This is a genomic window from Pseudobutyrivibrio sp. AR14, assembly GCF_900101325.1.
Taxonomy (GTDB): domain Bacteria; phylum Bacillota; class Clostridia; order Lachnospirales; family Lachnospiraceae; genus Pseudobutyrivibrio.
Genome location: NZ_FMUY01000012.1, coordinates 23,058 through 38,462, shown reverse-complemented (window position 1 = coordinate 38,462; position 15,405 = coordinate 23,058). Strand labels below are relative to the sequence as shown.

Below are 15,405 nucleotides of genomic sequence, written 5' to 3'. Positions count from 1 at the left end.
TTTGTTCATTTCAGACTGGAGGATTAATGAAAGTATATATTCGTTTTTTAACGTTATTTTTCTTGCCAATGGGTATACTTTTGGGTTGCGGTAAGGCAGACGTAGAAGAGACAGCAGAGCAGGTTCCCACAGAGCAGATTGCTATAGAGGGAACTGAGGTTGAGGATTATTCTGCATTGTCATACAGTGGACTTGAGGTACTTGCCTATGAGGGAGACTCTCAGGCGCAGATTATGCTAGGTCGTAAGCTAGAGTACGGAGATGAGGAGACTGCTCAGAATTTTACAGAGGCTTTGTCTTGGTATCAGATGGCATCGGATTCTGGAGATTATGATGGCACTTGCGCATTAGGTTATTTTTATTTGACAGGCACAGGTGTTGAGCAGAATTTAGACAAGGCTGAGGAGTTATTTAATACAGCCATTGATGGCGGAGTAGATAATGCTAAGGTAGGTCTTGCAAGAGTAATACTTACTAGAGGCGAGTATCTAGCTAATTTAGATGAGCCGGATACAGAAGAAAATATAGCAGCAGAGGATGATGAGAAAGATTCAGATGATACTGGTTCTGAGCAGGAGTCTGATGACTTAGATAAGGTGGTTGAGCTCCTTACCGACGCAGCCAAGGCTGATGATTTAGATGGCCAGTATTATCTTGGGTTTATCTATGAACACGGTTTGGGAGTTGCTTTAGATTACAGCAAGGCATTTGATTATTATAGTAGAGTTACTCGTTCAGAGAGCATGGCTCTTCAGGATCAGGATTCTATTAATTATTCTAATATTGCACTTGGCCTTATGTATATTAAGGGCCATGGAGTGGAAGTTGACGAGGACACAGCTTTAGAGCATTTTGAGACTGCATCAGAAAATGGTTCGGCAAAGGCTAGCTATTACATTGGTCAGATGTATGAGAGCGGTGTAGGCGTTGACAGAGATTACGAGAAAGCTATGGAGTACTATCTCCTTGCTGCCGATAAGGATTATGCGCCAGCGCTTAATCAGATCGGATATTTATATTACAATGGATATGGCGTTGATGTTGATTTTGCATCAGCGGTGTATTATCAGAAGCTTGCGGCATTACAGGGATATGCCATTGCGCAGGTTAATTTAGGTTTTCTTTATGAGAACGGTTACGGGGTTGAGAGGAATTTGGAAACAGCTTTATCGTACTATGAGATGGCTGCCGATTCTGGTTATGAAGGGGCTACGGAGGCTGTTGTCCGAGTAAAGGCACAGATTAATGAAAAATTGTAACTTTAGGGCAGTTGCGATTATTGTTGCTTTCTCACTATTAACAGGATGCGGTGCACACGCAGGGGTAGAAGACAACAATTTAGGGGAAATTGAACCTGAGCTTATCGAAATCGAGGATTTATCAGATGCTTGGGGCACTATTTTGAATAGCGCTACAAAGGAATTCATCGGGGGACATCCCATTGATGAATCTTTTCTGATGATGATTACCTCAGAATATGGCGAGGAGACTATTAAAGAAATCGCTAGTTACGCTAATTTTACCACGCCAGAAATATGGTATAAGCTTACAGGTAAAAGTGTACATGTACTTTGGTACGAGTATTGCCAACAGACAGGCCTTGAGGCCTATGACAATAGAAAGACATATGTGCTTCCTAATGAAGACGGTGGTGATATAGTAATTGATTTCACCGGCGATGTGTCTTTGGCAGATGGTATAGCCACCACTAATTATATGGAACAGCAAGAAGAGGGCATTTTGGATTGCTTTTCAGAAGATTTATTATTTGAGATGCAGTCAGCCGATATCTTGATGATTAATAATGAGTTTGCTTATACCTCAAGAGGCCAGGCACTTCAAGGAAAGGCATATACCTTTAGAGCCAATCCAAGCAGAGTTGGACTTCTAAAGGAACTTGGAGTAGATTGTGTATCCGTCGCTAATAATCATGTATACGATTATGATACGACAGGATTTCTAGATACATTGGACACCCTTAGTAATGCGTCAATGCCTTACGTAGGGGCAGGGGCCGATTTAAAAGAAGCGGCCGAGCCACTTTACTTTATAGTGGGTGGCAGGAAGATAGCTATTGTTGCAGCTACTCAAATAGAGCGCACACTTAGCTACACAAAAGAGGCTACACCGGATTCACCAGGTGTTTTAAAATGCCTACATCCGGAGTTGTTTTGCCAGATTATCAAGAAGGCACAGACAAATGCGGACTATGTTATAGTTGTACCTCACTGGGGTACAGAGGGTAATGCCTACTATGGCAATGATCAGGCATCACTTGCCCGTTCCTTTGTGGAGGCGGGGGCTGATGTGATAGTTGGAGGCCACACCCATTGTCTGCAGACAGTAGAGTATATGGATGATGTTCCGATTTTCTACAGCCTTGGCAATTTTTGGTTTTCAACTACTGCCAACATGCCATCTGATTACAGTACAGGTATGGCACAGATTAGAATCACACCGGATGGTGAGATAGAGACATATTTTATACCATGTCATTTTAGCAATGGAGTTACCACTATGCTTTCCTCAGAAGATGAAAAATATAGTGATATAATAAACAGCCTTAATGGCTTATCTAGTTCTGCTGTTATTGATGAGCAGGGACATATTAAGGAGGATTTTTAATGAGTAAAAAACCAGTAGTACTTATGGTTCTCGACGGATATGGTCTCAATGACAATCCAAAGGGAAATGCAATTGCAATGGCAAAGACACCTGTTATGGACAAGCTTATGGCTGAGTGTCCATTCGTTCAGGGACAGGCATCAGGAATGTTTGTTGGTCTTCCAGACGGACAGATGGGAAATTCAGAGGTTGGTCACATGAATATCGGTGCCGGCCGCATTATTTATCAGGATTTAACTAGAATTACTAAGGCTATCAATGATGGCGATTTCTTCAATAATAAAGTTCTTTTAGAGGCAATTGATAATTGCAAGAAGACAGGCGGAGATATGCATCTTTGGGGTCTTCTTTCTGACGGTGGCGTACACAGCCACATCGAGCACCTTTATGGAATGCTTGAGATGTGCAAGAAGAACGGTCTTTCAAATGTTTATGTACATGCATTCCTTGATGGTAGAGATACACCACCAGCTTCTGGTAAGGATTTCCTTGAGACTCTCCAGAAGAAGATCGATGAAATCGGTGTTGGAGCAATTGCTTCTATCTCTGGTCGTTACTATGCAATGGATAGAGATAACAACTGGGATCGTGTAGAGAAGGCTTACAACTCTTTGGTTAAGGGTGAAGGCGTTCTTGCTACATCTGTTTCAGATGCTATGCAGGCTTCTTATGATGAGGGAGTTACTGATGAGTTCGTTCTTCCTACAGTTATTACAGATGCTGATGGCAAGCCACTTTCAGTTGTTAAGAATGGCGATTCAGTTGTATTCTTCAACTTCCGTCCAGATAGAGCTCGTGAGATTACTAGAGCATTCTGCGATGACAAGTTCACAGGATTCGATAGAGAATTCCTTACATTATACTATGCTTGCTTCAAGGATTATGATGAGACAATCCCTAACAAGCACATTGCTTTCGAGAAGGAGAGCATTACAAATACTTTCGGCGAGTTCCTTGCTAACAATGGCTTAAAGCAGCTTAGACTTGCTGAGACAGAAAAATACGCACACGTTACATTCTTCTTCAACGGTGGTGTTGAAGAGCCAAATAAGGACGAGGAGAGAATCCTTGTTAACTCACCAAAGGATGTAGCTACATATGACCTTAAGCCTGAGATGTCAGCACCAGAGGTTGGAGCAAAGCTTGTAGACGCTATCAAGTCTAACAAATACGATGTTATCGTTATCAACTTTGCTAACCCAGATATGGTTGGTCATACTGGCGTTATAGAGGCAGCTGTTGCAGCTGTAGAGCGTGTAGACTCACTTGTAGGAGAGGCAGTCGAGGCAGTTAAGGAGATGGATGGAGCATTATTCATCTGCGCTGACCACGGAAATGCTGAGAAGATGATTGATTATGAGACAGGAGAGCCACACACAGCTCACACAACAAATCCTGTTCCATTTATCTTAGTTAACTATGATAGTGACTATACACTTCGCGAGGGTGGAGCTCTTTGCGATATTGCTCCTACACTTATTGAGATCATGGGCCTTGAGCAGCCTAAGGAGATGACTGGTAAGTCACTACTCATCAAGAAATAGTTAATGACAGCATTGCTGTTAAATAAAATTAAATAGATAAGAGAGAGGATTTGATTATGAAACCAATTAAAGAAGGAAAAGTAAGAGAAGTATACGATAATGGTGATAGCATTATCATGGTAGCCACAGATCGTATTTCTGCATTCGATGTTATTTTAAAGAACAAAATCGTTAATAAGGGTGCAGTTCTTACACAGATGTCAAAGTTTTGGTTTGACCTTACAAAAGACATTGTTCCAAATCACATGCTTTCAACTGATGTTAACGACATGCCTGAGTTCTTCAGAAATGATGAATACAAGGGTAAGTCAATGATGTGCAAGAAGCTTACAATGCTTCCAATCGAGTGCATCGTTCGTGGTTACATCACAGGTTCAGGTTGGGCAAGCTACAAAGAGAACGGTACAGTTTGTGGCATCTCACTTCCAGCTGGACTTAAGGAGTCTGATAAGCTCCCAGAACCTATCTACACTCCATCAACTAAGGCAGAAATTGGTGATCATGATGAAAATATCTCTTTCGAACGTTCCATTGAGGTTCTTGAAAAGGAATTCCCAGGTCACGGTTTAGAGTATGCTGAGGCACTTCGCGACAAGACAATTGCTCTTTACAAGAAGTGCGCAGATTATGCTCTTACAAAGGGAATTATCATTGCTGATACAAAGTTTGAGTTTGGTCTCGATGAGGAGGGCAATGTTGTTCTCGCAGATGAGATGCTTACTCCAGATAGCTCACGTTTCTGGCCACTTGAGGGATATGAGGCTGGACATGGTCAGCCATCCTTTGATAAGCAGTTTGTACGTGATTGGTTAAAGGCAAATCCAGATTCTGATTACCTCCTTCCACAGGATGTAATTGATAAGACTATCGCTAAGTATTTAGAGGCTTACAAGCTTCTTACTGGCAAGGAGCTTGCGATTTAAGAATCCAGTGATTTTATTGTATTAGGAGATTTTATGAAGGAAATTATTAAGGATACTCCATGGGACGATTTGCACGAGGAGTGCGGCGTCTTTGCGATGTATGATTTCGACGGTGGGGACGTTGCCTCCTCTATTTATTATGGCCTTTTTGCTTTACAGCACAGAGGCCAGGAGAGCTGCGGTATCGCCGTTTCAGACACCAATGGTCCTAAGCGCAATTATTCTTTGAATAAGGGCATGGGACTTGTAAATGAAGTATTTAATCAGGATATCTTAGAGGGAATGCACGGCGATATCGGTGTAGGACATACAAGATATTCTACCGCAGGTTCATCTTGTAGAGAGAATGCTCAGCCACTTGTGCTTTCTTACATCAAGGGAATTCTCGGCATGGCCCACAATGGTAATCTTATCAATGCAGAGGAGCTTAGAGATGAGCTTTCAATGACTGGTGCTATTTTCCAGACTACTATCGATTCTGAGACTATCGCTTATCTAATAGCAAGAGAGCGTCTTAACAGTGCAACTGTAGAAGAGGCTGTAGCTAGAGCTTGTGACAGAATCAAGGGTGCTTATTCACTTGTAGTAATGTCACCACGTAAGCTTATTGCTGCCCGTGACCCACAGGGATTCAGACCTCTTTGCATCGGTAAGCGTGACAATGCATACGTAATAGCATCTGAGTCATGTGCCTTAGATACAATTGGTGCTGAGTTTATCAGAGATATTGAGCCAGGAGAGATTGTTACTATTTCTCCAGATTTTGGAATCAAATCCGACAAGAGCAGATGTGTTTCTAAGGACAAGCATGCTCGTTGTATATTTGAGTATATTTATTTTGCTAGACCTGACAGTTCATTTGATGGCAAGTCAGTATATGAGTCTAGAATTCAGGCAGGACGTTATCTTGCGCAGGATTCACCAGTAGATGCTGATTTGGTTGTTGGTGTTCCTGAGTCTGGTAATGCAGCGGCTCTTGGATTTTCACTTGAGTCAGGCATTCCTTATGGAACAGCCTTTGTTAAAAATGGATATGTAGGTCGTACATTCATCAAACCTAAGCAGGCTAGTAGAGAGTCTTCTGTTCAGGTAAAACTTAATGCGCTTCGTGAGGTTGTTGCTGGCAAGAGAATCATCATGATTGACGATTCAATTGTTCGTGGTACTACATCTGATCGTATTGTTAAGATGCTTAGAGATGCAGGCGCTACAGAGGTCCATGTACGTATTTCATCACCTCCATTCTTGTGGCCTTGCTATTTTGGTACTGATGTACCATGCCGTGAGCAGCTTATAGCTTACAACCATACAGTAGAGGAAATCCGTGAAATCATAGGTGCCGATTCATTGGCATATCTTCAGTTCGACAGACTTTCACAGATGGTAGACGGACTTGAGATTTGTCATGGTTGCTTTGATGGCAACTATCCTATGGATCCACCAGAAAATGATATTCGTGGAGATTACGATAAATGATGACGTCAATTTGTTACGCATACCTAGGTTTTCAGGCTCCCGCAGGGCACCCTTCATACTCGGCCATGGGCCCCACCCGCCCGGTGTAGGTCCCTCCCATGCCCGGCATGACGTGTCTCCGTTCCACTACGGTCGGTGCTTAGCGAAGGTCCACCGGACCTTCAGCACCCCTGCTCGCGCTTGCCAAGGCTATGAATGCGTAACCTGATAATAGTCATACGTAGCAATCATAATCTATCGTATGACGGTTTTAGAAGGAGAGAATTATGAGCACAGATAGATACACTAGCCCACTTTCTGAGAGATATGCAAGCAAGGAAATGCAGTATATTTTCTCCCAGGATAAAAAGTTTTCTACATGGCGTAGACTTTGGATTGCACTTGCTGAGACAGAGATGGAACTTGGTCTTTCTCAGGATGGCAAGCCAGTTATTACTCAGGATATGATTGATGAGATGAAGCAGCATATTGAGGATATCAATTATGATGTTGCTAAGGCTCGTGAGAAGGAAGTAAGACATGATGTAATGAGCCATGTGTATGCATACGGACAGCAGTGTCCTAAGGCTGCAGGTATTATCCACCTTGGAGCTACAAGCTGTTACGTAGGCGACAATACAGATATAATCATCATGCGTGATGCACTTCTTCTCATCAGAAAGAAGCTTGTAAATGTTATTGCAGAGCTTGCTAATTTTGCAGAGAAATACAAGGCTCAGCCAACACTTGCATTTACACATTTCCAGCCAGCGCAGCCAACTACAGTTGGTAAGCGTGCAACACTTTGGCTCAATGAGTTCGTTATGGATCTTGAGGATCTTGACTATGTACTTTCTACTCTTAAGCTTCTTGGTTCAAAGGGTACAACTGGTACACAGGCAAGCTTTTTAGAGCTCTTTAATGGTGACAATGAGACAATTGACAAGATTGACCCTACTATCGCTAAGAAGATGGGATTTGATGCTTGTTATCCAGTGTCAGGTCAGACATATTCTAGAAAGGTAGATACTAGAGTTTGCAATATTTTAGCAGGCATCGCCGCTTCAGCACACAAGATGTCAAACGATATTAGACTTCTTCAGCATTTGAAGGAAGTAGAGGAGCCATTTGAGAAGAGCCAGATTGGTTCATCAGCTATGGCTTATAAGAGAAATCCAATGCGTTCTGAGCGTATCGCATCACTTTCTCGCTACGTTATGATTGATGCACTTAATCCAGCTATTACATCAGCTACACAGTGGTTTGAGAGAACACTTGATGATTCAGCTAATAAGAGACTTTCTATAGCAGAAGGTTTCCTTGCAACTGACGGTGTCTTGGACCTTTGCCTTAACGTAGTAGATGGTCTTGTTGTATACGACAAGGTTATTACAAAGCGTCTTATGTCTGAGCTTCCATTTATGGCTACAGAGAATATCATGATGGATGCTGTTAAGCTTGGTGGCAATAGACAGGAGCTTCATGAGAAGATTCGTACACTTTCTATGGAGGCAGGCAAGAATGTCAAGGTAGAGGGTAAGGAGAATAACTTGCTTTCGCTTATCGCTGATGATGATCAGTTCCCAATGGGACTTGAGGAGCTTGAGGCTACAATGGAGCCTAGCAGATATGTTGGACGTAGCCCACGTCAGGTTGAAGTTTATCTTCGTGATGTTATCAACCCAATTCTTGATGCTAACAAAGAAATTCTTGGTGTTAAGGCTGAGATTAATGTTTAATTATTTATAGCATTTTAAAGTCACTCCTTAGGGAGTGACTTTTTTGTTTATTCCTTTACTTCATCAGTTTAAAGCGGTAGAATTAAACCATAATTTTACAAAAGGGAGAATATACGTATGAATCTAATTAAAAAGTACACTAGTGTAAGTTTGATTCTAAGAATCATCATCGGATTGTTGTTGGGAGTGGCTTTTGGATTGGCCTTTGACAATCTTGGCTTTCTTTCACTTCTTGGCACAATATTTGTTGGAGCTTTAAAGGCAGTGGCTCCTGTGCTTGTATTTGTTCTTGTGATTGCAGCTCTTGCCCAGGGCAATGACAAGCTAGACAGAAGATTTGGCCTTGTACTTATCCTTTATATGACAAGTACACTTCTTGCATCTGTAATCGCTGTAGTTGGAAGCTTTATATTCCCACAGACACTTACTCTTACTGAGGCTGCTCAGGCAGATACAATTCCTTCAAGCGTAGGCGAGGTCCTTTCTAATCTTTTAGTCAACATGGTATCTAATCCTGTTAATTCACTTGCTGAGGGAAGATATATTGGTATTCTTTTCTGGGCAGTTGTGCTCGGTGTGGCAGCTAAGAGAATTGCCAGTGATGCTACTAAAAAGATGATGGGAGACATTTCTGAAATAGTTTCCCAAGCTGTAAGATGGATTATTCAGCTTGCTCCATTTGGTATTATGGGTCTTGTATACGAGAATATTTCTACAAATGGAATGTCTATTTTTACAGATTATGGCAAGCTTTTATTGCTTTTAGTTGGCTGTATGGTAGCTGTTGCACTTGTTGTAGATCCACTTTTGGCAGCAATTGTTCTCGGAAGAAATCCTTATCCTCTTGTATTTAGATGTCTCAGAGAATCTGGCGTAACAGCTTTCTTTACAAGAAGCTCGGCTGCAAATATTCCAGTAAATATGGAGCTTTGTGAGAAGCTTGGTATGGATCCAGAAATGTATGCTGTATCAATTCCTCTTGGTGCAACAATAAACATGGATGGTGCAGCAATTACTATAGCAGTTATGTCCCTTGCAGCTGCAAATACAGTAGGTATCCATGTATCCTTTGTAACTGCGCTTATTCTTGCATTTATTTCAACACTTGCAGCATGTGGTGCTTCAGGTGTAGCTGGCGGTTCACTTCTTCTTATTCCTATGGCATGTTCTTTATTTGGTGTAGATGGAGATGTTGCAATGCAGGTAGTTGCAGTAGGCTTTATCATTGGAGTAGTGCAGGATTCTGTTGAGACTGCTCTTAATTCATCTGGTGACGTTATGTTTGCTGCTACAGCTGAATATGCTCAGTGGAAAAAGAATGGAAAATCACTTCCAACATTCTTGGGTGGTGATACCAAATTAGATATATAATACAAATATTAACCAATAGTTATACAAAATAACTGATAATAACAAGAAAATAACCAATCAATTAAGTATATATTACATAATTGATTGGTTATTTTACGTTTATTATAACGATTATGCGCGTTTATGCCACTAATGTGTATAAAAAGGCAACAATTAATAACTGCAAGGCAAGAATTAGAAAGTAAATCTATTACATAATTATTACAATTGAAAATGCTCGAGCGACGTAAACGTTTTCGGAAATTTCCGTATACACAAAAAATACCAAGGGGGTATAAAGTTTTATGAAAAGAAAAGTACCAGTTATATTAAGTATGCTGTTAGCTGCTGGAATCACTGCTCCAGCGCTTACAGTTGAGGCAGCACCTGCTTTTAATCCTTATAAGACAATTCAGGCTGAAGCAAAGTTTGGTGATTCAGGTGTTGAAGTCATCACAGAAGCAAGCGGCGCTAAGGTAGTATCAAGTATTGATAAGGGTGATTATTTCTTTGTAAAGGATGTTAATTTCTCAGAAGGTCTTTCAAAAATCGCTATTTCTGCTAAAGCAGAAGGCCCAGCTGTTATCGAAGTAAGAAAGGACGGAGCAGATGGCGAAGTTCTAGGTAATATCAAGCTTTCAAATACAAATGGCGAGTATAAGGATTTCTCTGCAGCAATGAAGAATGTAGAGGGTAAAGATACTATCGCATTTGTAGGCGCAGGTGGATCTGTGTCAATTGACTATTGGTCAGCAGTGGCAGCTCAGACAACTGAGCCACAGCCAGAAGAGCCACAGCCAGAAGAGCCACAGCCAGAAAATCCACAGCCAGAAAATCCACAGCCGGAAAATCCACAGCCAGAAACACCAGAGAATCCAACTACAACATTAAATCCATATGATACAGTAGAAGCTGAATCCGCACAGGATAAATATTTTGCAGCACCTTTAAGCAAGGATGGTGTTAACTATCTTGGTATTAAAGCAAATGGATATATCGTATTTAAGGATGTTGATTTATCAAAGGGTATCTCAGGCTTGATGATTACAGCTAAATCAGATAGACCAAATACATCATTAGAGCTTCATGTTGATAGCCTTGACAGTGAAGCGGTTGCTTCTGTAAAGGTTGCATCTCCAGATGAATTTAAAACAAATGCTGTGAAGTTTACATCAGATATTACAGACAAACATGATGTATATTTAGTTGCAAAGACAGGTACAGTAAATCTTGATTCGTGGAAATTAATGCCTGGAGCAAATGTAAATCCAGAGCCAGAAAATCCAGCTCCAGTAACTCCAGATCCTGTAGATCCACAGCCAGAAACATCAGTAGTTGCAGATCCTTATTCAGACTTCCAGGCTGAAGCAGCAAGCGCAAAGGATTTAGCAGATGTTGCGACTTTAGACGATGTAACATATACATCAATTAAGGCAAACGGATATATTGCATTTAAGGATGTAGATTTAACACAGGGTATCGCTGGAGTAATGATTAATGCTAAGTCAGCAGCGCCAAATACAAAAGTAGACGTACGTGTCGATGGCATTGATGGTCAGTCGCTTGGAACAGTCAAGATTATGTCAATGGGTGCATTCAAGAGTACAGCTGTAAAGATTGATTCAACAGTTTCAGGAAAGCATGATCTTTACTTTGTTGTGACAAACGGTGTGGCAGATATTGATACACTTAAAGTATTACCAGGAAAGACAACTCCAAATCCTGTAGATCCAGATCCAGTAACTCCAGACCCAGTTAACCCAGATCCAGTAACTCCAGAGCCAGTTAATCCAGACCCAGTTAACCCAGATCCAGTAGTTACTGAGGGATTAAATGTTAGATATCAGATTAATAGCTGGGGCACAGGCTATACTGTTGACTTCTTTGTAGATAATAAGTCAGGTTCTACAACTAATGGCTGGACAGTTAAGGTTAGAAAAGACCAGGTAAGCATCGACGATAGCTGGTGTGTAAATATTAAAGAGGAGGGTGACTACTATGTAATCACTCCACTTGATTGGAACTCACATATTGAGAACGGAAAGTCAATTCAGTTCGGTATTATCGGAACAGGTAGCATCGGAAATACACTTGATGTGTCAGTTCAGTAATTGTAAAATTATTGCCTAAATAAAAGTACGATGGCATCTGCAAGTAATTGCAGGTGCCATTTTTTGTTGTGAAAAAGATTATATAAATTGCCAGCAAAGTAATACTTTCCCATATTTCTAGAAGCTATAATTCTATTTATAGATAGATAATTAAAAGGGGGCATTATGGGAAAATATTTTGCGGCGGTTGATATGGGGGCGTCCAGTGGGCGACTTATATTAGGTGAAACTGAAAATGGAATAATTAAACTTGAAGAAATCCATAGATTTGAAAATGGTTTGAAAGATATTAAGGGACATTTATGCTGGGATACCAAGTATTTATTTGGTGAGATTCTTACAGGACTTAAGAAATGCAAGGCTATAGGAAAAATACCCTCTACAATTGGTGTGGATACCTGGGGCGTAGACTTTGTCCTGCTTGATGAGAATGATAATTTAATTGGTCAGGCAGTAGGCTATAGAGATAGTAGAAATGAGGGGATGGATAAAGAAGTCTATAAAATCATTTCTGAGGTAGATTTATACGCAAGAACAGGAATTCAAAAGGCTATCTACAATACTATTTATCAGCTTATGGCGGTCAAAACGCAAAATCCTAATCAGTTAGGAAATGCTAAGGCTCTGCTTATGATGCCAGATTACATGCATTTTCTTTTAACGGGGAAAAAGGCTTCAGAATATACTATTGCAACCACAAGTCAGCTTATTAATCCAAATACTAAGTCATGGGATTATGAGCTTATTGATATGCTTGGGTACCCAAAAGAGATTTTTCAAGAAATAAAAGTTCCCGGAACAAGTCTTGGGAATTTAAGAAAAGAGGTTTCAGAAGAAATAGGTTTTGATTGTGAAGTTATTCTTCCAGGTTCCCACGATACGGCATCAGCTGTGCTTGCAGTTCCTTCAAATGAGAAAAATACCCTCTACATAAGCTCAGGTACCTGGTCTCTTATGGGAGTTGAGGCCATGAAACCTGATTGCTCAAAGGAATCCCATGTCCTGAATTTTACAAATGAAGGAGGCTATAATTATCGCTTCAGATATTTGAAAAATATAATGGGACTTTGGATGATTCAGAGTTTAAAGAAGGAGTTGGATGATAAATATTCATTTGCAGAGCTTTGTGAGATGGCTGAGGAGAGTAGCTGTGATTCTATAGTTGATTGTAATGATGAGAGGTTTCTTGCACCGAAATCTATGATGGATGCGGTGGTTACTTTTTGCAAAGAATCAAATCAACCGGAACCTAAAGAACCTTCCGATTTTGCTAGGGTTATTTATCATAGTCTTGCTGTATGCTACAAAAAGACCTTGGCAGAGATAGAGTTCGTTCAAAATGTGAAATATCAAAAATTATTTATAGTTGGCGGTGGTTCTAATGCTAAGTATCTCAATGAGCTGACAGCCAAAGAAACTAGGCTTACTGTATCTGCTGGACCGACAGAAGCTACTGCTATAGGAAATATAATTGTACAAATGCTTGCAAAAAATGAGTTTTCATCTCTTGAGGAAGCAAGAAGGGCAGTGGCAGAGTCTTTTGATGTAAAAATATATGGATAATATAAAAGGCGCCGGGTGACCCTGGCGCCTTTGTGGTTATAAACAATGGGTTAATTTTTACTGGTTAGCGTTTGACCAGATTTTATATTCTACATTTGGATTAACACCTTTTATCTGGAATAATTCGCTAACTGTAACAAACTGATAACCCTGATTCTGAAGACCTTCTATTATCTGTGGGAGAGCCTGAACTGTTTTGCTATTTCCCTGGAAATCGTGAAGTAGGATAATGTCGCCATCCTTTGTACCTGAAAGTACAGAGTTCACGATTTGTGAAGAAGAAGTTCCTGATTCCCAATCATTGTGCATTGTTCCCTGGATAAATGGAACATCTATGTTTTGATACATAGTGTTGCTCACTGAAATATATGGTGGGCGGAAAAACTTAGGCTCAACTCCAACCGTGTTGTTGATGGCTGATGATGTCCAATAGATTTGATTTCTCACATCATTTGCACTCATATAAGCCATGTCTTCATGTGTATATGAATGGCTGGCAAGCTCACATCCCATGTTTACCTGGCGCTGCATAGTAGCCATAGTATTAGAATTTACATTCTGGCCAATAAGGAAGAATGTAGCCTTAACATTATACTGCTGAAGTACATCTAATACCTGATCGGTAGTGCTGCTAGGCCCGTCATCAAATGTGAGGGCCACTACCTTCTGGTTGCCATTGTTGCCGCCAGGATTGCCATTTCCCTGATTTGGATTTGGAGAAGGAGAGGTGCCACCTTGTGAGCCGATTCCACCGATTCCAAGCCAGTCAATATAGGCATCCCATTGACCGTCATCTGCTGTCACTACAAGCTCTACAGTTTGGTTGCCTGTTCCGTGGCTGACATTTTTAATAGTGTATTCAGCTGGGTATGAGCCGCCATAATAGAATGTTCCCTTGTATTGACCGCCGATTTTCAAATCTACTCTAGCCATATTATCATTGTTAGAGCATCCTCTTAGTGTGAAGTCATGAGTGCCACTTGTGAAATTCTGGTTGAATTTTACAGTGTCATTGTTGGCGTACAGGGCTACACCGCTGAAAGGAGAAGAGATGTTTCCTGCATATTGGCCACTCTTTGTCATGTTTTCACATTGAATTTTATCGGAATCGTTAACAGTTACTAGGTTGTTTCCAGCATTACTATTGCCTCCGTTGTTTCCTTGGTTTGAACCCTGGTTGCCGGAGTTGTTTGAGCCAGAAGAACTGCCTCCGATAGTCATATTGTTTTTATAAACATTTGCTGTACCGCTACTTTGGTAGCCTTCGATATTCAGAGCAGCTTCGTAAAGCTTTCCGCATGGTAACCCCATATTTTCCCATGCTTTGAAGTGCTCTGAAACGCTTATAGTACCACTGGTTCGCTTTGTTGTGCGAACGCTAAAGTACTGTGTAAATGTAGTGTCGCCCTGGATGGAAGGGGCATTTTCACGGGTAGTAACATATACATCATAAGTACCACCGTCTACCTGGATTTGTCCTCTTGGAGTTCCTCCTGGTGGACGCCATGTTCCCCAGCTGTCTACAATGTAGTATTCAACTAGTGGGTCTACTGTCCATCCGTAGACGCAAAGATAAGAATTTCCATTTGGATTATAGTCGCAACCGTAATCAAAAGAAATATTTCCTATTTCTTTGTAGGTTTTTGTACTATCAAATTTCTTACCTTTACGGAAAAGAGCATTGTTAATATTGCTCCATGAACATTCGAATGTTCCCCCGGCATTCAATGTCATGCTTGTGTTTCCCGTATCTTTCCATAATTCATAATCGTAACCATCCTGGTTGCCGGTCTCGTTGTTGTAAATTGTGTTAGCTGCCTTAACAGTAATAGGTGCAAAAAGTGTGGTGGCAGAAACGGCAAGAGACAACAACGCCGCTGCTAATTTTTTCTTCACTAAAAACCTCCTTCTATATGTTACAAATGTTTATAACCACATAATAAAATCGTAACAACAAGGAAATAGTTATGCATTATAAAACTTGCCATAAAAGTGAAAAAATGTGCTTTAATTATTCTGTGGGTATAACAGTGGCTTAATCCACATACGTGTATTAAAATGTTGCATGACGCGAATTTATGAAAAGAATCTGTAA

10 protein-coding genes are annotated in these 15,405 nt (G+C 40.8%); 9 read left to right on the top strand and 1 reads right to left on the bottom strand.

Annotation, left to right across the window (positions count from 1 at the left end; translation table 11 throughout):
- Positions 1–68 precede the first annotated feature (68 nt).
- The 9 genes from BLP50_RS10805 (at position 69) to rhaB (ending at position 13,310) form a co-directional block, all read left to right on the top strand.
- On the top strand, positions 69–1,259 hold the full coding sequence (locus tag BLP50_RS10805) for an SEL1-like repeat protein (protein ID WP_176753759.1): 1,191 nt from the start codon (positions 69–71) through the stop codon (positions 1,257–1,259).
- On the top strand, positions 1,246–2,625 hold the full coding sequence (locus BLP50_RS10800) for a CapA family protein (RefSeq protein WP_090154604.1): 1,380 nt from the start codon (positions 1,246–1,248) through the stop codon (positions 2,623–2,625). The genes BLP50_RS10805 and BLP50_RS10800 overlap by 14 nt, the downstream gene beginning before the upstream one ends.
- The gene (gene gpmI, locus BLP50_RS10795; RefSeq protein WP_090154602.1) at positions 2,625–4,169 is read left to right on the top strand and encodes a 2,3-bisphosphoglycerate-independent phosphoglycerate mutase; all 1,545 of its coding nucleotides are present in this window, start codon (positions 2,625–2,627) and stop codon (positions 4,167–4,169) included. Before BLP50_RS10800 ends, gpmI begins: the two co-directional genes overlap by 1 nt.
- 56 nt (positions 4,170–4,225) lie before the next feature.
- Positions 4,226–5,092, top strand: coding sequence for a phosphoribosylaminoimidazolesuccinocarboxamide synthase (locus BLP50_RS10790; protein ID WP_090154600.1), 867 nt, complete (start codon positions 4,226–4,228; stop codon positions 5,090–5,092).
- Between the two features lie 33 nt (positions 5,093–5,125).
- Positions 5,126–6,568 carry an amidophosphoribosyltransferase gene (gene purF, locus BLP50_RS10785; protein ID WP_090154598.1) on the top strand — a complete coding sequence of 481 codons (1,443 nt, stop codon included), beginning with the start codon at positions 5,126–5,128 and terminating at the stop codon, positions 6,566–6,568.
- 266 nt (positions 6,569–6,834) lie between these two features.
- Entirely contained in the window at positions 6,835–8,286 is a 1,452-nt protein-coding gene (purB, locus tag BLP50_RS10780; protein WP_090154596.1) for an adenylosuccinate lyase, read from the top strand.
- 117 nt (positions 8,287–8,403) lie between these two features.
- A complete protein-coding gene (sstT, locus tag BLP50_RS10775) occupies positions 8,404–9,657 on the top strand; it encodes a serine/threonine transporter SstT (protein ID WP_090154594.1) in 1,254 nt (417 codons plus the stop codon).
- 284 nt (positions 9,658–9,941) lie between these two features.
- Positions 9,942–11,747 (top strand): carbohydrate-binding protein, encoded by a 1,806-nt coding sequence (locus BLP50_RS10770; protein WP_090154592.1) that lies wholly within the window; start codon positions 9,942–9,944, stop codon positions 11,745–11,747.
- A 165-nt stretch (positions 11,748–11,912) separates the two neighbouring features.
- The gene (rhaB, locus tag BLP50_RS10765) at positions 11,913–13,310 is read left to right on the top strand and encodes a rhamnulokinase (protein ID WP_090154590.1); all 1,398 of its coding nucleotides are present in this window, start codon (positions 11,913–11,915) and stop codon (positions 13,308–13,310) included.
- Between the two features lie 57 nt (positions 13,311–13,367).
- Here the strand turns inward: rhaB and BLP50_RS14600 are convergent, their stop codons facing one another.
- On the bottom strand, positions 13,368–15,206 hold the full coding sequence (locus BLP50_RS14600) for a glycoside hydrolase family 11 protein (RefSeq protein WP_176753758.1): 1,839 nt from the start codon (positions 15,204–15,206) through the stop codon (positions 13,368–13,370).
- Positions 15,207–15,405: the final 199 nt, after the last annotated feature.

Excerpts from the sequence above, each read along its gene's own strand:
- BLP50_RS10805 (WP_176753759.1), top strand. The coding sequence starts at position 69 with ATGGGTATACTTTTGGGTTGCGGTAAGGCAGACGTAGAAGAGACAGCA.
- BLP50_RS10800 (WP_090154604.1), top strand. The coding sequence starts at position 1,246 with ATGAAAAATTGTAACTTTAGGGCAGTTGCGATTATTGTTGCTTTCTCA.
- gpmI (WP_090154602.1), top strand. The coding sequence starts at position 2,625 with ATGAGTAAAAAACCAGTAGTACTTATGGTTCTCGACGGATATGGTCTC.
- BLP50_RS10790 (WP_090154600.1), top strand. The coding sequence starts at position 4,226 with ATGAAACCAATTAAAGAAGGAAAAGTAAGAGAAGTATACGATAATGGT.
- purF (WP_090154598.1), top strand. The coding sequence starts at position 5,126 with ATGAAGGAAATTATTAAGGATACTCCATGGGACGATTTGCACGAGGAG.
- purB (WP_090154596.1), top strand. The coding sequence starts at position 6,835 with ATGAGCACAGATAGATACACTAGCCCACTTTCTGAGAGATATGCAAGC.
- sstT (WP_090154594.1), top strand. The coding sequence starts at position 8,404 with ATGAATCTAATTAAAAAGTACACTAGTGTAAGTTTGATTCTAAGAATC.
- BLP50_RS10770 (WP_090154592.1), top strand. The coding sequence starts at position 9,942 with ATGAAAAGAAAAGTACCAGTTATATTAAGTATGCTGTTAGCTGCTGGA.
- rhaB (WP_090154590.1), top strand. The coding sequence starts at position 11,913 with ATGGGAAAATATTTTGCGGCGGTTGATATGGGGGCGTCCAGTGGGCGA.